The following is an 18,939-nucleotide window of genomic DNA, read 5'->3' as shown; positions in this document are numbered from 1 at the left end:
AGAAACATGATAGATTCGTGAAAATTGAACAGGGGGAAGCGGTGTGAAAAAATATTTGTCTATTCTTTCCGATATAGAGCAAAAAATCATGGAAGGGCAATACAGTTCGGGCCAAAAGCTGCCTTCCGTCCGCAGCGCTGCGAAGTTGTACGGATGCAGCGTCAGCACGATCACACGGGCATATGCAGAACTGGAGAAGCGCCACGCGATTTATTCGATCGCGCAAAGCGGCTTTTATGTGGTCGGAAAGCCGAAGGATTGGCGTGACAACACGGAAGGCGGAATGATCGATTTTGCTTCGGCGTCACCGGATTTGAACGTGTTTCCATATTTGGATTTCCAGCATTGCTTGAACAAAGCGATTGATACATACAAATACCACCTGTTTACATACGGTGATTCGCAAGGGCTGGAAAGGCTGCGCCAAACGCTCGTTTCCCATTTGGCCAACAGTCAGGTGTTTGCAAAAGCGGAGCGGATTGTTGTCACTTCGGGTGTCCAGCAGGCGCTGGAAATTTTGGCGAAAATGCCATTTCCGAACGGCAATGCGGTCATCTTGGCTGAACAGCCGAGCTACGATATTTATTTGCGCTTTCTTGAGGCGGAGGGCATACCGGTTTGCGGAATCACTCGTACGGCGGCAGGTATTGATTTGCGGGAATTGGAGGAGAAATTCAAAAGCGGAGGAATCAAATTTTTTTACACGATGTCTAGATACCACAATCCGCTGGGCACCTCGTATAGTGAGGAGGAGAGGAAAGCAATCGCCGGTTTAGCCGGCAAATACAACGTGTACATTGTGGAGGATGATTACATGGCCGACTTGGGTGAAGAACAGTGTTTCGACCCAATTTACGCTTACGACAGAACTGCGCACGTCATTTATTTGAAAAGCTTTTCAAAAATCATTTTTCCGGGTTTGCGGCTGGGAGTTGCCGTTTTGCCGGAACGGTTGCTGGGGACATTCCGTACATCCAAAAGATCAGCCGACACCTCGCTTTTGTCTCAGGCGGCGCTTGAAGTGTACATTAAAAACGGCATGTACGAGCGGCACAAGCACAAAATATACAGCCAATACGGGGCGCGTATGCGGGCGCTGAATGAGGCGGTGCAGAGGTACAACGATGCAGGAGTGATTAAAGTATCGGATGTCAAATCAGGTGTCTATATGCAGTTTAAGCTGCTGCAATCGGTCAATATAGAGCGTCTAACGAAGCGGCTTGCGGCGAGGAATGTCAGCGTCGTGCCCGGAAAAGGATTCTATTTGTCGGATTATCTGGAGCGGGAGAAGTTTTTGCGGATCAGCATCTCCCGGGCGCAGCTGGAGCAAATCGATGAGGGGGTCAAGGCGATAGTTGAGGAAGTGGAGCGGTGCAGCAGGTGGTAGTATTGCGAATCGATGCGTTGCCGAATCTGATGTAGATTAAAACTCTGTTCTGTTTTGTGATTATCACTGAACTCAAATAACCTAAAAGATTAATCATCCAAGAAGGGTTAGAAATCGATTATAACCATGAATAAGCATGTTAAAATAAAATTGCAACAAAATTTCTATACTTTGGCTACCTGTAACATATGGGTAGCCCTTTTTCTTATCTTGAATCATACAAAACCAAAAGATTATGATGTATTTGGGAATATACAGGATTTCATCCAGGTTTTAGAGAATGGTAGTGGGGCATAAGGAAGCCGGAAGCTGCGCCATTATGGGAGTGTATAGAATCATGCATAATTGATAATTTCATAATAACGAGAAAACCTAGTATTCGTACGGATTCCAAAGAGATTCCGATTTCTGATGATGTGTGTTATGTCAACACGCATGGAATAGGAATTAACCGTTAATTATGGAATTGCAGAATGTTCCGAAGTCAAAGAAAACAGCTCTGTCTAACAGCAGAGAAGCACCGGAATGAATGGGTCTAGTCAATGTGGTTGAATCCTTTTTGCGCTTTTTATTGTAATGAAAGAGCTTTTGGTATGAAAATACCATAATTTGGACTATTTTATATAAACTTACTTTTTGATAAGATTTAACCTAAACGCCATTTCAATTTGATAGAAAGGTTGCTAGTATGTTTAGTCTTACAGATTTAATCGAAAAAAAAAGGGAGCAACTATTTTATTTAAGCAAACTATATGGGCTAACTCATCCTCAGACTGTTCAATGCAGTCAACAATTAGATATATTGATCAATGTATCTATGAAAAAACAAAGTGCAGAAATAAAAGTACATACAAATATGTAAAAGGATACCTCTTCATGGCAGATGTATCCCTTTTTTGTATTTTATGCATGTTTTTGTAAGCCCCGTCACAGCAGTGTTTTATGGAAGATGGAACCAATCAAAAATGCATAGCCTTATGTATGCATATTCATATCTTTTCCATATTTTATCGGTGTGCTCTTAGACTGCATGTTTCTGTCATAAGTAATAAATAGCAGCCATGCTTGTTTAACTTATCTTTAATATTTCTAAGCAGATTCGCCCGCAGCTGCTTGAAGAGACAAGAGAATACAAAAATCGCACAATTTAAATGAAACGTTATAAATGGGCCCTGTTTGAGACTGATCTAAACTGCAGAGCACTCAGAAGGATTTACATAATCGTATGGTTGCTTTCCCGCCTTCATTGCTGAGAGGCTAGAGAAGCAGCTAAAAATGTTATGCGCTCTATTATCCATCGTATTTAGCCAATAATAAAGAACACTATAGTCGACCTTGTCCTTGGTACCGGCCCCGCCTACGCCGTATACCTTTGGCAGCCACACGCGCCGCCCAACCCAATTCCTATTATAATAGAAAACGCTTACAAAGTAAATATTCTGTATATAATCCAATTATTGGAAGTTTAATGGTATTAGCTTTTTAATAGGTTTAACATCTCACTTCTGTGCCTTCATAGGCAGTTGCAAATTTATTAGAACCTGAAAATCGGCGGAATCCAATACACGAATACCCCTTGATTTTTACTCTATATTTGAATACAATTTATTTATTGATCAATAAATAAATAGGAGAAGGTGAAGGGATTGGCCGGCCATGGAGATCGAAAAGAACAAATTATTGACAAAGCCGTGGGAATATTTGCGGAACTTGGATATTACAAGGCAACAACAGCGCGGGTAGCCAAAGCAGCAGGAGTAACACAGCCGTACGTGTTTCATTTTTTTAAAAATAAAGAAGAACTCTTCAAGGCGGTTATTGATAGGGCAATTAAACGGATTTATGAAACCTTCATCCAAGTCGAAGCACCTCCGGATCGATTGGCGGAGACGATGGGGCACGCGTTCCTTCAAATCATGGAAGCTCATAGAGATGAGATTATCATGGTCATGCAAGCTCATGCAATTTCTGAACCAGTCATTCGGGAGCATGTCCGTGAGCAGTTCCGTATGATCCATGAGGCTATAATCGCGAAATTTGAAAGAGCAGGAATTCCGAACGCGGAAGCGGCAGCTTCCCAATTTATTGGAATGGGTCTCTTAATTACGATATCGGAAGTTTTGGATTTGCCACAGTTACTCCATTTTAAAGATAAAACGAAATAACAGTCCAAATCAATACTGAGGCAACAGACAGACCAGGCAGTTACAGTGCTGCCTTTTTTACTCATATTTTATTTATTTATTAATAAATAAATAACGAGAGCCGTTTCAATTAAAAAAAACATGAGGAAGGAATGATCCATTCATGAAGGCGGGTAATCGAAAAGTCGATCAAATACCAGGGCTGAAGCTCTTTGAGGGAGAAAAGCTGCTCGTAGGTATTGGTATGCTTGGCTTTGTTCTTGCAGTTGGTATTGCGGTATATATGGGACTATACGGGGCAATCATTTTTCCAGAAGGCAACTTGGAGCGGGCGTTTTCTTTCAATGCCGCAATAGCATTGTTTAGTTTGTCCATAGCGGCCATTTTGCCGATAGCGGGGCTGGGTTCACGCAAACGGGCGGCGATTCGCTGGACTTTCACGCTGACAGCCTTATATGCCTATGCAATCGAAACGATCCAACATTTTCGCGGAATTAATCCGCGGTTTACGCGTGCTGGCTCTGCTGTCGATTCGATTGCCGGCGCCTTATTCGGGCTGGATTCGCTGTTGATCATCATCGTGACTGTGCTGCTTGCTATCCCGTTTTATCGCAAAAGACAGATGAATGAACGTCCGCTTTTAGTACTGGGCATCCGCTATGCGCTTTTCTCAACCATGATTGCCTTTGCATCAGGAATATGGATGATTGTGCTGCAAAGCCGGTATACGGGCGAGACAGGAAACCTAATTGTCCTTCATGGGCTCAGCTTTCATGCTTTGCAGGCACTACCGTTGCTAGGGTGGTTATCGGAACGGGTACATACCGATAAGAGGCATACCTTCCGGCGGCTCCATTTTGGGTGTTTTGCCTGGACAGCTTCCATCGTGCTGATTGGTTTACAAACTGCTCTCGGACGTTCCGTTTTTGAACTGACAGTGCTGCCGTTCCTTGCCGGGGCCATGCTGCTCATCTGGCTTGCCACAGTCGTTGTCACTGCATTTGAATTGCTTAGACCGAGGCAGGTGCCTGTCAATCCATCATCGCATAGAAATTAAAACAGTATTTTCCTGAAGAGGGGGATGGTAACAATGTACGAAAAGCTGTTTTCTCTCGCAAGCATAGCTGTACTGCTCTGGCTTCTTTTAATACTGCTGCCGACGTGGCGAGTTACAAGATTTCTCGCAAACATAGCCATTTTTCCTATATATCTCGCTGCACTTTATACCATTGGAATCATTATGGCTATTGCAGGCTTAGGCTTTGGATTTGTTCAAGATTTCGGGTCGGCGGAAGGTGTCATCCGACTGTTGTCCAAACCAGATTTCGCCTTACTCGTCTGGCTTCATTTGCTTTGCTTCGATCAAGCGATTGGCCATTACGTTTATAGGGATAATATGGAACATCGGTATGTATCGATACCGATGCAATCTATACTTTTATTCCTCATTCTTATGTTCGGGCCGCTTGGGTTGTTATGTTATCTTGTGCTGCGGAAGGTACGGAAACAGAACAAGTTAAGGTGATAAAACTAAACGAGCTGCGATTTCTTATATTGATTGAACATAATCGGCATAAAAACAGAAAAACGCTATGCTTTCATCTGACATCCTACCGAAAGCATAGTGTTTTTTCATTTGGGGCTATTGGTTTATCCTGATTTAATGGGGTAGATTCTTACCCATCGTTATGACACGAAATCCCTATATGAAAAAGCCAAGGCTCTCTTGGGAAAGCGCTTGGCTGCTTGTTTTGTTTGTCTCTTGATTCACTCAGCAAAATTTGAATGATGGTTATCCTTTATATTCATATAGTGTTTGATTCCTCATTCTGTCAAATGGCACCCGATTATTAGTTGTAGTGTTTTCATCTGATTTCCATTCACTGCTCGGTACTTCTTCGGAATTCTCTTTAATCCATTCCGTAACAGATTCGCTTTGGCCCGCTCTTCCGCTACTACCGATTAGGAAGTATTTTACTTCTCCGTTTTTCGTCAATTCTTCCAGTTTTTCCGACGTGAGGACTTCTGGAGTAATCGACAAGCCTCCTGCCTTGCAGAGCTTAGGCGGGAGAGGCTCATACATACTTTGGTACTTATCGCACAGTACGTGAACCATTTCAACATCCAGTGAATTCTTAGCGTACGTTTTACCCTAAAAAGTACAGTCATCCCTGCTAGACTACTTACAATCCAAATCTCAGAAGTTTTACATCATCTAGAAAGCTTATATTCTAATAAGTTTATGTGAAAAAATGCTAACAATTAAAGTTGGACATGCATATGCTATAATGCAGCAACAAAACTTCATAGGGGGATGAACATAATAGGATACTGGGGTTGGAAAAAAGATTGCGATTGCAGTAAGGAGAAGAAAAAGTGCTATGACTACTCTTATAAAAAATATTACGTTAAGAAATGTCATTGCGAATGCTGTTTCGAACCTTACTATAAAAAAGACTGCGATCATAAATCTGATGACGATTGTAATCAAAAAAAGAGTTCCTACAATTATGATCACACAAAAGGTTACTACGATTATTATAAATGTGATGATGATAATCACAAAAAAGATTACTAGTTAAAATCTTAGTAGGCTGATGAACATGATAGGTTTTGGTTCAAAACCTATCATGTTCTTTTTTATCGTTTATCAGACAGTGAAAGTCACGGGAAATTGCTTCACACCAAAAACGAACGGGCTTGGAATTGGTTCAAGGGCTATATGCTTCTTATTTTCCAATCGAGAGAATGCAGCCAGCATCTCTGCAAGGGCTATTTTTGCTTCTAATCTCGCAAGCGGAGCGCCTAGGCAGAAATGAATACCGAATCCGAAAGATAAATGCGGGTTTTTTTCCCGTGTCAGCATAAAGCGATCGGGGTGTTCAAATTTTTGATCATCCCGGTTCGCTGAAGCTACCCAGCTGATGACCTGGGATCCTTTAGGAATGAGGCAGCCCTTTATGTTTGTATCTTCGTTTGCAATGCGTCCGATCGCTTGGATCGGCGGATAGAAACGGAGGGTTTCCTCTATAAAATTGGGAATTAACGAAGGGTTTGAACGAATTTGTACCTGTATATTCATGTCTTCTGTCATATAGCGCACAGCATTTGTGATAAGGTTCGTTGTCGTTTCGTTTCCAGCAACAAGCAGGAGGACGCAAAATGCCAATATATCTTCTTCCGATAGCTTTTCGCCATCAACATCCGCCGCTAGCAAAAGAGAAATCAAATCTTTCCTCGGATCCGCTTTCCGCTCATGAATAATATTTTTGAAATAGCTGATCAGGAAATTACTCCCGTCTTGCCGCTGCATCATCATTTTGCTGAAGGCTTCTTCAGAATCATCTTCGGCCCCCGCGACAAGAATATCTGAATATTTCTTGAAAAGTTCTCGGTCTTCAATTGGAACTCCAAGCATCTCGGCAATGATAATAACCGGAAGGGGAGCGGCGAAGTCATGTACGATGTCCATTGTTCCCTCCTCCTTCACTTGATTGATCAGATAAGCAGAAACTTCTTCGATCCGCTTTGTAACGGTATTCACTGCTTTGGGTGTAAAGGCCTTATTAACGAGATTTCTCATCTTCGTATGCTTTGGCGGATCCATTGTCAGCAATGTGTTGTTTTTATCGGAGATGCCGCGTTCGGAGGAAAATAATTTCGGGTTCTTCAGTACATAATGCACGTCCTCATATGTGAACACGTCCCAGCAATCTCTTGTTTCGTCATATCGTACCGGTGTAGAGTGCCTAAGAGAATTGTAGATTTGAAAAGGAAATAATTGATCTTCTGTTGAGCGTATTTCCTTTATCGGAATAAGATTTGCATACCGATTGGTACCCGTTTTTTGATTTACAGTTTCCATTCATGTAAGCCCCCTTATAGATTCTAGGTTGGGATATAATGCTATTAGGTATTTCATGGTACACAATAACACCTCCGTTATTGGTTTTCAACGGACATAATGAAGGGAAATTGTCAATTTATCGCATTACTAGTGTATAGCAATTTTGGGAATAAATAGAAATATTTTGAAGCACAATTTGTCATCTCAATTGTCCGACTGTTCAAGAGCGGCACATGATCACTGAAACAGGGCTTGGGTACAAGTGTCTAAGCCCTTGATTTTCTGATAGCCATCTCCTCTTTTTAACATTTTGCATTAGCTCTACATAGAATGAATCTGAGGATAAAAAGGAGAGGAGAATGGACGTGTCTTGTATGATTCATATTCATTCCATTAAAATCAACAACATGGTCGGCAATGCTTCCCTTAATATCGGTTCAGTCTTTCATAGCAATCCTAGCAAGAGTGCTCATACACAGGCAGATTCTGCGATTGGCGGCCAATCCTCTGCAAAAGCGAAAGATGATATTGCCGGAGGCAGTAAGAAATGCGATGAGAAATTAGTGTGGAAAATTGGAGAAAATGCCTTTTTTTCTTGGTCTAGTAGAGAAAAAATGGCGCAAAATCATGGTTAGTCAGCGGAAAGCAGCCGCTTCCCTTTATAATAACAACCAGTCACAAAATGCATAAAGAATGGGAATTTAAATTTTGTAAATATGCTCTAACATGCTGATGCGCCAATCTAATGAGTTATGTTTGAGCAATAATATTTCGTTTCATAACGTTATCGAGATTTAATACATAGATGATACGAGCGCGGCTCATTTAGTATAGCTGGCAAACTTGTACCTGAATATAGCGGGATGAGCCTAAAGAACTTTCTTTCTAAAGAGAAGTTCTTTTTTCTTTTACATAGCAAAGGGATGGATGAGACATACTAAAAAATGAAAAAATTGGATGATGTATGCAGGAATAAGGAGGGTGCACGATATGAAAAGGAAAAAGCTATCAGTTGTTGTAGCGCTGGCTTTGGCTGCCAGCCTTGCTTTAGCTGCTTGTGGTGGAAACAACGCAGGTAAGCAGGAGGCGCAAAAGGAGGGAAAGCTGGCTGAAACGCAAGTATTAAACCTGTTAGAAACATCTGATATTCCGTCTATGGATACTGTAAAGGCGACAGATCAGGTTTCCTTTATCGTAATGAATAATGTCATGGAAGGGTTATACCGTCTCGACAAGGATCAAAAGCCGACTCCTGGTGTAGCTGAATCGCATACAAAAAGTGAAGACGGAAAGAAGTACACATTTAAGCTTCGTAAAGATGCTCAATGGTCTAACGGTGACCCTGTAACAGCAAACGATTTTGTATTTGCGTGGAAGCGTGCAGTGAACCCGGCGACTGCGGCTGAATATGCCTACATTATGTTTGATGTAAAAAACGCAAAAGCAATTAATGAGGGAAAAGCACCTGTTGATTCCTTAGGTGTAAAGGCAGTAGATGAGCATACACTCGAAGTGGAATTAGAAAATCCAGTTCCTTATTTTCTTGACTTAACTTCCTTTGCTACGTTTTATCCACAAAATGAGAAGTTTATTAAGCAGCAGGGCGATCAATTTGGTTTAAAGGCTGAAACAACTATTTATAACGGACCGTTTGTGTTAACGGATTGGAAAACAGAGCAAGGCTGGACTTATAAAAAGAATAAGAATTATTGGGATAATAAGTCTGTTAAGCTTGACCAAATTAATGTTAGCGTTGTAAAAGAACAAGGAACAATGGTGAACTTGTATGATTCCGGTCAAGTAGATCGTACAAGCTTAACAGCTGAATTTGTAGACAAGTATAAATCCAGCGATGAGTTCCATACATCAAAGGATATGTCTGTATATTTTTTACGCTTCAATCAGAAGCGCCTTGGAAAAGACACGCCTCTCGCTAATTTGAAGGTTCGTCAAGCAATTAGCTTAGTACAGGATAAAGAGGCGTTAACAAATGTATTGCTAAACAATGGTTCAGCACCAGCCTATTTTTTAGTTCCGGCTGAATTCGTTGCAGATGAAAAAGGAAACGATTTCCGTAAAATAAATGGAGATATGAACAAGACGAACGTAAAAAAAGCTCAAAAGCTATGGGAAGAAGCAAAGAAAGAGCTTGGTACGGACAAAGTTGCACTTGAGCTCTTGAACTATGACAGCGACAGCTCCAAGAAGGTAGGCGAATATTTGAAGGAGCAGTTGGAGAAGAATCTCCCAGGCTTAACGGTAAACATTAAGCCTCAGCCATTCAAGCAAAAGCTTGATCTAGAAACGAAGGGTGATTATGACTTCTCCTTCTCTGGCTGGGGTCCGGACTATCCAGACCCAATGACATTCATTGATATGTTCGTAACTGGCGGATCCCATAATCAAATGGGATACTCTAACACAAAATACGATGAGCTTGTAGCAGCAGCTAAAGGCGAGCTTCTAACGGATACAAAGGCTCGTTGGGATGCATTAGCGAAGGCGGAGAAAATTTTATTTGAAGATGCAGCGATTTCTCCGTTATATCAAAGAGGCACAGCTTTCGTTCAACGTCCCTATGTAAAAGATATTGTAGAGCACAACTTCGGTGGTGACTACTCTTATAAATGGGCTTATGTGTTAGAGAAAGGCGAAGCAAAGTAAACAAAAAGGCAGAGGACACATATACGTTGTTCTTTGCCTTTTTTATAAGATAAAAAAGTATAACTTTTTGCGAGGGCGCCGGTCTGCTCCCTGCGGAGAACTGTTTCCTGCGGGAGCAGGACGGGCTGTTTCCGCTTTTCTTTCACATTTTTTCTTTCTGGGAATACATATGCAGTAAACAATAGTGAGGAGACTGCATATGCATTCATATATTGATTTACTTGCCTTAATGGGGATAGGCAGCGCCCATCCGGGTGGATTTGCGCTAACGAAGCATTTACTGCAGTGCATTCCCATTGACTCTGCAGCTTGCGTATTAGATGCCGGGTGCGGAACGGGACGTACAGCTGCATATATTGCTAAAACATACGGCTGCTCTGTTACAGGAATTGATAACCACTCTGTAATGCTGCAAAAGGCAGAGAAGCGTATGAATAAAGAGGGTGTTACTGTAAAGCTTGTGCATGGCAGTGTAGAGCAGATGCCTTTTGCATCTGAATCATTTTCACTTGTAATATCTGAATCGGTTATTGCTTTTACAAATATAAACAAAACGCTTGGAGAACTGCGCCGTGTTCTTCAGCCTCAAGGTATTGCTGTTTTGTTGGAAATGACTGTAGAGCGGCCGCTATTGCTGCAGGAAAAAGAAGACATTAGTTCACTGTACGGCACAAAAGAAATTTTGACAGAAGCGGAATGGATGAGAAAGCTGCTGGAGGCAGGCTTTTCACATGCAGAAACAATTGGCGGCGGCACAATAGCTAAGCAAATGCATTTGTACGCAGACTTGCCTGACTGGGATGTGTCACCTCAGATCGAGCCAAGTATATATACAGTTTGGGCTCAGCATGAAGCAATTATTAGAGCGTACGGTCATCTGCTTGGACATCGTGTATTTATATGTAAACCTTAGATTCCAACTTTGTAGTTCCTCTTGGGAAAATGGAACTTTTATTTTAGGGTCGATATGTTGCGGCTGGTTTCCTAGCAGTATGTCTCTGCTTATCCATAAAAAGGCAGACACAGTCTGCCCTTTTGCCTAGAAGAAAAATAACGCAGCGAGAGCGATGCCGACAATAAAGCCAAATGCGAATTCAATGACAGCACCTGCACCGTAATAGTAGTCATAGTCATAGTCATAACCGTAGTCGCGTCCGAAATCGTCATAGCCGTTGTAGCCGAAGCCGAGATCAAATTTGTGCGAGTCCACGGGTTGAAGCCACACACTTTCATCTGTGACGTCTATAATTCTGCCTATATGGACATGACCATTTATATCTTCTATGCGGACAACCTTGCCGTGGTATTTACAGCATAAGCCATAGCACTGCTTAGGATTCATGAGGATCCCCCCTTTTCGTATAGTATATGACCTTGTACAAGCTTTGCCTGTGCGGGTTCACTAGTAAGAGGCAGTTGAACTAGAAAAGTGAGTTTTCTCCCATCTTTCAGGTGTGTTGATTCGTTTTTCTGACGAATATCTTCCAGAGAACAGGAAAACCTACCATATAGAAGAGAAAGGGCAGGAGGAATTCACAATGAATGAGTCTGATGTATTTCAAATATACGAAGTTCCATGGAATGATTTTACCGATGCGCTGCGAAGCGAAATGAAGGAGCAGATTGGAGCTGACATCGTTGACCGTATTGTTTGCGATTTAAAAGACGGTTTTGAAGTATATACGTATATTCAAGGAGATTTGGATTTTGATTTAAAGGATGCATTGGAGCGAAAGTATGGCACAGATGCTGCTCTTCCGAACGTGTTAACCATTATGCTGCTATCAGAGATTTATAACGCTCCAGAGGAGAACATTCGTCTCCATGCTGACCATAAGCAAAATCCAGTTGTAGAGGTATACGTGAAACAATAAGAAAAACGAACACGTATGAAAGGGGGCCAAAATGAGTCACCTTTCTTTTTTTGGCACATCTATCATATATGTATCATAAGCATAATTGTTTGACAGACTACAAAGTTGTTTTAAGTTTACATAATAAAATTATTGTACATATCATTTCCCGAAAAATACAAGTCATATATCTACTAGGACATCATAGATTTAAACATAGGACTATCCTATGGTAAAGGTGGCGTGTCATCATGAAAAAACAGCTGATTGCCACGTGCGTTTTATTGTTGTTGTTTTCTCTGTTGCCCATCCAAGGATTAGCAGAGAAGGAGGGACCGAAGAAAAGAGCGGTTGCGCTTGTATATGATGATTCGGGCAGCATGAGAAATGGAAAAGATCGATGGAAGTATGCGAGCTATGCACTGCAAAGCTTTGTTGGATTGCTGGATGAAAGGGATTCTTTTTCATTCATTCCGATGAGCCGGCCTTCCCAGGAAATAACAATGGACCTTTCTAAGGAGAAGAGGCAGGAGGAAATTGACGGTATTCGCCAATGGAATCAGTATAAAAATACACCGTTTACAGCAGTGGAAACGGCAATAGCTTCAATAAAAAGGCAGGTTGCGGCGGATGCGGATGGCGAATTTTGGTTAATCGTGTTAACGGATGGCGCTTTTAACGAGTTGGAATCGCCGAAAAGCGCGCAATACGATGCAAATAGAAAAAGAATCACCGATACAATGCGGTCATTTGCGGCGTGGATGGAAGGGAAAAAAGCGTCAGTTCATAGCATTTTAATTACAATGGACCAAGATTTAAGCGCGGAGGAGAAGGCACAAATGAATGCCTTTCAGCAAATTTGGCGCGATACAACGAATGGGATTGTGCTTGCGGCAGGAGAAGAGGATGGAATTATTAAAAGCGTTGATCAAGCAGCGGCGTTAATTGCCAACCGAGATCCATTCTCTAGCGCTGAGGATTATGTTCAGGTGAAGCGGGACGGTGAAAAGCTGAAGGTGTCGACTCCATTTCCGCTCAGACGGCTCACGATCGTTCAGCAGACGAACGGGGAGGAGCAGCTCCCTCGCCTTGAGAATACGAATGAATCATCGCTTCGAATAGATGGTCCGTTTCAAACAGAAACACCAGAAAATAACATGATTACCGGCTCTATCGTTCATGTTGCGGCGAAAAACGGGGATGTGATGAACCCGGGCAATTATGAATTGCAGTTCCAAGGCAATCTTTCCTCATCAGTGAGATGGAAGGTTCTTGCTGAACCAGCTCTTGATTACACGGTGCATATGTATAAAAAGGAAGGGGACCGCCTGATTGCAGCGGGGGATGAAATGTATGCAGATAGTACGGTTGTAATAGAGGCAAAGCCGAATGATCTGCCTGTAGATGCTCTATATTTTTCTGCGTCAATTGAGTATAACGGCAATTCTGCCTTGATGAGGTGGGATGAGAAGCGAAAAGCCTTTCAGTATGAGATGAAATTAGGGACAGCTCCGGTGCGCGGCAGTATTCATATGAATATAAAAGGATTTTACCGGCAGTCAAAAGAGTTTCGCATTGCTCCTATGCCGAAGCCGAAGCTTTCTATCGCGGTCTTAACGAATGACTGGAGTGAGAAGGTGAATCGTTTAACAGAGAGCGCTCCAATTATAATACAACCGCTTTTGAATGGAAAAGAGATGAAAGATACTGAGGTAGCTAGACTTTTGGAATCGGCCTCTGTCACCTTTAATAAACATCTGAACTATGAATGGAAGCAGCATGGAAACCAGCTCTATTTATATCCGCGCCCCTATATTTCCAACACGTTAAATTTTACAGATACGGGTTTAGTAGAAGCAACGATTTCATTACGAGATCCGGCATTTGAAGAAGTAAAGCAAAACGTTGCGCTAAGAATTGAGGATGTTTCCTTTTTCGAGAGGTATGCTGTTATTTTTCATTTTATTATTCCAGCCAGCGCAGCAGCCCTTGTCATACTTATCCTTCTGACAGGATGGATCGTACGGCCCCGCTTTCAAAGGAAGGGCTTGATCTACTATGAGCTGGATCAGTCGATCTCGGAGGATTGGATTCATGCGGCGGAGCCGCAGCTTCTTCGCAATATCTGGTGGCGCCACTATCTGGGGATTCCGTATCGCAGTGAGCGGCGAAATGTCCAATCTATTACCTTTATTGCAAAAAAAGGTACAAAGGCTATTTGGATTGCGAAAGAGTCACAGGTAGAAGGCATGATGATTGATGGTTCGTTTTTAGAGGAGGAGGATATTGGCAAAGAGCATAAAACGTTGTACCCAAATGAAACAGTTGTAATCGACAAGGGATATGGTAAGGAAGTATACCGCTATGAATGCGACTAAAAGGAGTGTGGTAAGCGTGAATATGCAGGTTCCTACAATTCTCATCGGCCTCGGCGGCATTGGCAGTGCCATCACTCACAATGTGTATGAAAAAATTCCGAACGATCGAAAGAAACGTGTGGCAATGCACGTGTTTGACACAGATATCCATACTGTAAGCAAGTTTCAGCATATTCGAAGATTTGTGACACAAACGAGTTCAAGTAAAACACCTCGGGAGTACATTGCAGAGGATCAAACAATTACGGACTGGTTTCCGCATGACCCGACGATTTTAGATAAACCGCTCACAGACGGGGCAGGACAGCTTCGCGTCATTTCCCGGCTTGCACTGCGGGCAGCAATGAAGGACGATAAGCTAACGAGCTTTTGGCAGGAAATCGAAAAAATCTTTCCTGTGACGAGTGATACGACAGAATATGGGGTCCGAGTCATCATTATTACTTCACTTGCTGGTGGAACTGGGTCGGGCATGTTTTTGCAAATTGCCCTATATTTGCGGGAAATGCTTCGGAAAAAGCTGCACCATAATAATATTCTCATTCGCGGTGCCTTCCTGATGCCGGATGCTTTAGTGAAAACAAGAACGATTAGCGCTAAGGAATATGAATCCGTGCAAGCAAATGGCTATGCGTCGTTAAAGGAGCTGCACGCGATTACGCTTGGCTCAACAGGGGAATTGTCGCGGCGCGGCGGTGTGACAATTGAACTGGAATACCGTCCTGATCAGGTTGATGAGGAAGGGAGAACCAATCATATTATTACGCAAAAGCATTTGCCGTATAATTATTGCTTTTTATATGATTATGAAAATTTACACGGTCATCATTTACAAAGTCTATCAGATTACATGGAGCAAATGACAAATACGATTTATTTGCAGTTATTTAGCCCTCTTTCCTCCAATCATTTTGCCCAAGAGGATAACCAAATTCAGCAGCTCGCCGATTCGAACGGAAAAGCGCGTTATTGCGGAGCTGGAGCGGCACGGCTGATTTATCCATATGAGCATGTGCTCGAATATAGCGCATTAAAATGGGCGGTGCAGGGACTTGATGAGTCATGGCTCCATCTTGATAAGCTGTATGAGGAAAAGAAGCTGCGTTATGAGCAGGATGTGCGCCGCGGCATTCAGCGCGAGAAGCCAGAGCGCGGCAAAAGCTTTTTAGAGGATTTGGAGCATCTGGCAAATCGTCCGGAACGCGCCCATCCGTTTTACCGAAGCATCTATCAGGAAACGCGTGAAGGAGCAGAAGCGGGAAAAAGCGGACTATCGAAAGCAAGACAGTTTTTAGAAGCAGTCGAAAGCTATATTCAGCGTACAATCCAAAAGGATGAGGAACTAAACCGTCTGCAAAGGGAATGTAAAATTTCTGCAGCGAAGCTAAAGATACAGGATCAGATGAAGAGTGAGGTCGCCCGGCTTGATCATGCGGTGCGGCTATATGCGTACAGCATTCCGAGTCGTGTGCATGAGCACGTTACAACGCTTGTGTACGACATGATGGAATCTGACCAGTTTTCTCCAGTCGGGTCTGAGGGGCAGTCCTACCAGCTGAATACATGGTTTTTAAAACGTCCGTCTCCTGTTCACCCCGTAGCAGCCCGGTTTATGCTGTATGAAATTCGCAAGCTGCTTTCAGAGAGGATAAGACGTCTGCAGGAAAATAACGAACAAAAGCGGACAATGATTCAAAATTACGATAAAAAATTTAATGTTGGAAATGTTGATGGAACTGTGACTGCGGTGCGGCGCATTGAACTAGCTGAGCAGCAAGGGTGGTTTGGTAAGCTGTTTTATAATGAGCAAAGAGCCTTTCGTAAGGAATTTCAGGACATTATTACGCAATATGTGCACAAGCTGAATGAGTACCGGAAGGAAATGCTGCTTGAGCTTGTCTATCAATCGCTATATCAAGCGATTGACAAAATGATTAAGCATTGGGAGCGCTTTTTCGATAATTTGTACGAAACGAGAGAAAGCTTGCTTCTGGAAATTCATAAACGTTCAAAGGAGTTTGAAGGAAAAACAAATCCGACGAATGTATACGTGCTTGCTGAGCAAGATATGCAGGAGAAGGTATGGAAGCAAATTTATCAAAGTGTAGATAACGGGCTGCTGCCTCATGACATTTCTAGTGAAATTTATTTGAGCTTATATCGTGCTTATTGCAAGGAGACGAATGGAGAAGAGCGGACAAACGAGAAGGTGGAGGACTTTTACCGTATTCATATTCTCTCTTATTGCCGGAAGGAACTGCGTACGCGTTATCGGGATAAACTTGACTTTACAATTATTGAGGCGCTTCGGAAAGAAGCAGATTTTTATAATGAGGACCGGGAGGAGTATGTAAGAAGAAAGATTGACGATCTCGTACATTTGGCGAGCCCGTTTATCCCGAAGGTTCCACATCACCGCGAATTACAGTATTGGGGCATTCATCCGAATGTAAGACGCGATGTAAGCGATGAGCTGCTTCAGCAGGTATTTCAAGAGAAGGAAACAGTCGATACAGCATTTTCGCCATATGAAATCATCTGCTACCGCGCTCATTACGGCTTATCTCTTCAGGATTTCCCGAAGCTGTCGTCCGGCCACGCGCATAACGGCTATGAAGAGAGCAAGGGGGACTATTTTCAAGCATACTACCGCCGGATTAATAAGCTGAACATTCGTAAATCCAATCTAACGCCGCATCTTGATAAGTATTGGCACTTACCGGCATTTATGCCGGATTTGAACGCAACACAAACGAAAATGGACTATGAAAAGTGTAATCGCGCTTATTTATATGCATATATATACCGCTGGATTAGCCTTGTGAAGGTGGAGGAGCAGTTTGTCTATCAATATAATGGGGTTGGGCGCAGCTTTTTGATTCAGTCGATGGGCAAAAATGTAACTTGTGAAGGCTACAAGCTTCATCGGGCCTTCCTGCATAATCCGTTCATTTATGAAAACATTATTACCCGGTTTGAACAGGAGCATGAAAAGGCGCTGCAAACAGGAGGCCATTTATACACGCATCCATTTTTAATCGGGGCGCAGGATGTACGGTGGTTGAAGAAAGAGTTTATTCATAACATACTCGATGTCGTGTTGATGTATGGAAGCGAAGCGAAGCGGGATGGTACGCTTGAGGAAACATCAGATGAGCTGCTGCGGCTATTGCTTGATGAAATTGTACAATATTTTAAATCATATTATGGAGCAGGCGCTGAAGCAATGGCGAGAAAAGAAGCAGCAATTTTTACGGAGCAGCTATGGAATCGTTCCTATGCTAAAGAATATGTAGATGAAAACAGTGCTTCCTATAAAAAATGGATTCATATGATTGGCGTACAGGAGGAGGCGGCAGAAGAAGAGGAGCTTGCATAAAAGTATGTTTGTTTTGACACCCTTTGAATAGTATAACTGAAGGAGGGTGTTCTTATGGCGTTGGATGACGGTCTAAATATGTATGCAGGCGGCAGTCTATTAAATAGTGTTGTAGTTCCAAGTACGATAGATACTGACTTTGGATTGAATCATGATGCGTATGATATATATGTAAATGAAAAATACATCGGGAAGAAAACGCTGCTTGTACAAGGGGAAAGCATAGATGATGTAGATGGCTTTCTGCACAGCCGGGGCTTTACGCAGTTTACCTCCTCTTTAGATGGGGATCATTATCGAATCCGTACGGAGGGGGATAATGAGCAGGAAATCGTCAATCACATGGAGGTATATTTAAACAATCGTTAGCATGCAGGAGATTCCTGTGTGCTTCTTTTTGTGATATAGTAATGAGATGTACAAAGGAGGGGGATAAGCGTGGTGTGGCTATATATCTATATCATTGCAGTTAATGCTTTGTCGTTTTCTTTAATGGGAATTGATAAAAGAAGGGCGAGGGCAGGAATGCGGCGCATCCCCGAACGAACCTTATTTATGACGGCGATAGCTGGCGGAGCATTTGGATCGTGGCTTGGCATGTACACGTTTCGTCATAAAACGCGCAAACGGGCATTTGTATTTGGAATGCCTTTACTTGCCCTTCTTTTTTTAGCGCTTGTGTTGCAAATATGAGGCGCATGATTTTTCTTATGCGGCGGGATTCGCTATAATGAATGCAACAATACTTGGGAGGGATGATTTGTGGATCAGTCTAAAAAGCAGGAAGCGATCCGGAAGCTGACGCCGATGCAATATAGGGTGACACAGGAAAACGGTACAGAGCCGCCGTTTCAAAATGAGTTTTGGAATCATAAGGAAGAGGGATTGTATGTGGATATTGTGTCGGGAGAGCCGCTCTTTAGCTCGTTAGAAAAATATGATTCCGGCTGCGGCTGGCCGAGCTTCACAAAGCCGCTTCATGATGAACACATTCAAGAAAAACGCGATCTTAGCCATGGAATGATTCGTACGGAAGTGCGCAGTACAGAAGGAGACTCTCACTTAGGGCACGTGTTTAACGACGGGCCAAGAGATCGCGGCGGCTTGCGGTATTGCATCAATTCGGCAGCGCTTCGCTTTATTCCGAAAGAAGAGCTTGAAAAAGAGGGCTACGGAGAATATAGAAAGCTGTTTGAACAAGAATAAGCAGGTTAGGCCTGCTTTTTTGCTGCAATAAGTAGAAGAATATTATTTTGGAGGCTTTGTCAAGCGCCATGGGCCTGCTTG

General features: G+C 42.7%; 17 protein-coding genes. 14 read left to right on the top strand and 3 right to left on the bottom strand.

The features are described from left to right. Positions 1-43 precede the first annotated feature (43 nt). The 5 genes from AC6HZ4_RS17350 to AC6HZ4_RS17330 all read left to right on the top strand — a co-directional run bounded on the left by AC6HZ4_RS17350 (position 44) and on the right by AC6HZ4_RS17330 (position 5,056). Positions 44-1,387 (top strand): aminotransferase-like domain-containing protein, encoded by a 1,344-nt coding sequence (locus tag AC6HZ4_RS17350; RefSeq protein ID WP_497490909.1) that lies wholly within the window; start codon positions 44-46, stop codon positions 1,385-1,387. 688 nt (positions 1,388-2,075) lie between these two features. Further along, positions 2,076-2,249, top strand: a complete 174-nt coding sequence (locus AC6HZ4_RS17345) for an aspartyl-phosphate phosphatase Spo0E family protein (RefSeq protein WP_497490908.1) — start codon at positions 2,076-2,078, stop codon at positions 2,247-2,249. A 775-nt stretch (positions 2,250-3,024) separates the two neighbouring features. After that, positions 3,025-3,552, top strand: a complete 528-nt coding sequence (locus AC6HZ4_RS17340) for a TetR/AcrR family transcriptional regulator (protein ID WP_497490906.1) — start codon at positions 3,025-3,027, stop codon at positions 3,550-3,552. Between the two features lie 142 nt (positions 3,553-3,694). Continuing rightward, positions 3,695-4,588, top strand: a complete 894-nt coding sequence (locus AC6HZ4_RS17335; protein WP_497490905.1) for a hypothetical protein — start codon at positions 3,695-3,697, stop codon at positions 4,586-4,588. 33 nt (positions 4,589-4,621) lie between these two features. Continuing rightward, positions 4,622-5,056 (top strand): ABA4-like family protein, encoded by a 435-nt coding sequence (locus AC6HZ4_RS17330; protein WP_497490904.1) that lies wholly within the window; start codon positions 4,622-4,624, stop codon positions 5,054-5,056. A 267-nt stretch (positions 5,057-5,323) separates the two neighbouring features. Here the strand turns inward: AC6HZ4_RS17330 and AC6HZ4_RS17325 are convergent, their stop codons facing one another. Together AC6HZ4_RS17325 and AC6HZ4_RS17320 are read right to left on the bottom strand one after the other, a co-directional pair. Continuing rightward, positions 5,324-5,647, bottom strand: coding sequence for a mannosyltransferase YkcB-related protein (locus tag AC6HZ4_RS17325; protein ID WP_497490903.1), 324 nt, complete (start codon positions 5,645-5,647; stop codon positions 5,324-5,326). A 534-nt stretch (positions 5,648-6,181) separates the two neighbouring features. Continuing rightward, the gene (locus AC6HZ4_RS17320) at positions 6,182-7,396 is read right to left on the bottom strand and encodes a cytochrome P450 (protein WP_497490902.1); all 1,215 of its coding nucleotides are present in this window, start codon (positions 7,394-7,396) and stop codon (positions 6,182-6,184) included. A 341-nt stretch (positions 7,397-7,737) separates the two neighbouring features. Here AC6HZ4_RS17320 and AC6HZ4_RS17315 point away from each other — a divergent pair, with 341 nt between their 5' ends. The 3 genes from AC6HZ4_RS17315 (at position 7,738) to AC6HZ4_RS17305 (ending at position 10,955) form a co-directional block, all read left to right on the top strand. Then, positions 7,738-8,013: a hypothetical protein gene (locus AC6HZ4_RS17315; RefSeq protein WP_497490900.1), complete on the top strand. Its 276-nt coding sequence runs from the start codon at positions 7,738-7,740 to the stop codon at positions 8,011-8,013. Positions 8,014-8,368: 355 nt separating this feature from the next. Next, positions 8,369-10,042, top strand: a complete 1,674-nt coding sequence (locus AC6HZ4_RS17310) for a peptide ABC transporter substrate-binding protein (RefSeq protein ID WP_497490899.1) — start codon at positions 8,369-8,371, stop codon at positions 10,040-10,042. A 199-nt stretch (positions 10,043-10,241) separates the two neighbouring features. Continuing rightward, positions 10,242-10,955 (top strand): class I SAM-dependent methyltransferase, encoded by a 714-nt coding sequence (locus tag AC6HZ4_RS17305; protein ID WP_497490898.1) that lies wholly within the window; start codon positions 10,242-10,244, stop codon positions 10,953-10,955. A gap of 126 nt (positions 10,956-11,081) precedes the next feature. Here AC6HZ4_RS17305 and AC6HZ4_RS17300 read toward each other — a convergent pair whose 3' ends face one another. Next, a complete protein-coding gene (locus tag AC6HZ4_RS17300) occupies positions 11,082-11,252 on the bottom strand; it encodes a hypothetical protein (RefSeq protein ID WP_497490897.1) in 171 nt (56 codons plus the stop codon). Between the two features lie 328 nt (positions 11,253-11,580). Here AC6HZ4_RS17300 and AC6HZ4_RS17295 point away from each other — a divergent pair, with 328 nt between their 5' ends. From AC6HZ4_RS17295 to msrB, 6 genes are all read left to right on the top strand, one after another. Continuing rightward, positions 11,581-11,916: a hypothetical protein gene (locus tag AC6HZ4_RS17295; protein WP_497490896.1), complete on the top strand. Its 336-nt coding sequence runs from the start codon at positions 11,581-11,583 to the stop codon at positions 11,914-11,916. 230 nt (positions 11,917-12,146) lie between these two features. Continuing rightward, entirely contained in the window at positions 12,147-14,273 is a 2,127-nt protein-coding gene (locus tag AC6HZ4_RS17290; RefSeq protein ID WP_497490895.1) for a vWA domain-containing protein, read from the top strand. 16 nt (positions 14,274-14,289) lie between these two features. Further along, the gene (locus AC6HZ4_RS17285) at positions 14,290-17,652 is read left to right on the top strand and encodes a tubulin-like doman-containing protein (protein WP_497495753.1); all 3,363 of its coding nucleotides are present in this window, start codon (positions 14,290-14,292) and stop codon (positions 17,650-17,652) included. A gap of 54 nt (positions 17,653-17,706) precedes the next feature. Further along, on the top strand, positions 17,707-18,021 hold the full coding sequence (locus AC6HZ4_RS17280; RefSeq protein ID WP_497490894.1) for a hypothetical protein: 315 nt from the start codon (positions 17,707-17,709) through the stop codon (positions 18,019-18,021). A 72-nt stretch (positions 18,022-18,093) separates the two neighbouring features. Further along, positions 18,094-18,345, top strand: coding sequence for a DUF1294 domain-containing protein (locus AC6HZ4_RS17275; protein WP_497495752.1), 252 nt, complete (start codon positions 18,094-18,096; stop codon positions 18,343-18,345). A gap of 69 nt (positions 18,346-18,414) precedes the next feature. Next, a complete protein-coding gene (gene msrB / locus AC6HZ4_RS17270) occupies positions 18,415-18,858 on the top strand; it encodes a peptide-methionine (R)-S-oxide reductase MsrB (protein WP_497490892.1) in 444 nt (147 codons plus the stop codon). Positions 18,859-18,939: the final 81 nt, after the last annotated feature.

The organism is Ectobacillus sp. OTK (assembly GCF_059698935.1).
The sequence above is the reverse complement of the archived record's forward strand: the minus strand, read 5'-3'. Positions and strand labels throughout refer to the sequence as shown.

Bases quoted from the DNA above. Each gene is read 5' to 3' on its own strand.
- AC6HZ4_RS17345 (WP_497490908.1), top strand. From the start codon at position 2,076: ATGTTTAGTCTTACAGATTTAATCGAAAAAAAAAGGGAGCAACTATTT.
- AC6HZ4_RS17335 (WP_497490905.1), top strand. From the start codon at position 3,695: ATGAAGGCGGGTAATCGAAAAGTCGATCAAATACCAGGGCTGAAGCTC.
- AC6HZ4_RS17330 (WP_497490904.1), top strand. From the start codon at position 4,622: ATGTACGAAAAGCTGTTTTCTCTCGCAAGCATAGCTGTACTGCTCTGG.
- AC6HZ4_RS17325 (WP_497490903.1), bottom strand. From the start codon at position 5,647: ATGGTTCACGTACTGTGCGATAAGTACCAAAGTATGTATGAGCCTCTC.
- AC6HZ4_RS17320 (WP_497490902.1), bottom strand. From the start codon at position 7,396: ATGGAAACTGTAAATCAAAAAACGGGTACCAATCGGTATGCAAATCTT.
- AC6HZ4_RS17315 (WP_497490900.1), top strand. From the start codon at position 7,738: ATGGACGTGTCTTGTATGATTCATATTCATTCCATTAAAATCAACAAC.
- AC6HZ4_RS17310 (WP_497490899.1), top strand. From the start codon at position 8,369: ATGAAAAGGAAAAAGCTATCAGTTGTTGTAGCGCTGGCTTTGGCTGCC.
- AC6HZ4_RS17305 (WP_497490898.1), top strand. From the start codon at position 10,242: ATGCATTCATATATTGATTTACTTGCCTTAATGGGGATAGGCAGCGCC.
- AC6HZ4_RS17295 (WP_497490896.1), top strand. From the start codon at position 11,581: ATGAATGAGTCTGATGTATTTCAAATATACGAAGTTCCATGGAATGAT.
- AC6HZ4_RS17290 (WP_497490895.1), top strand. From the start codon at position 12,147: ATGAAAAAACAGCTGATTGCCACGTGCGTTTTATTGTTGTTGTTTTCT.
- AC6HZ4_RS17280 (WP_497490894.1), top strand. From the start codon at position 17,707: ATGGCGTTGGATGACGGTCTAAATATGTATGCAGGCGGCAGTCTATTA.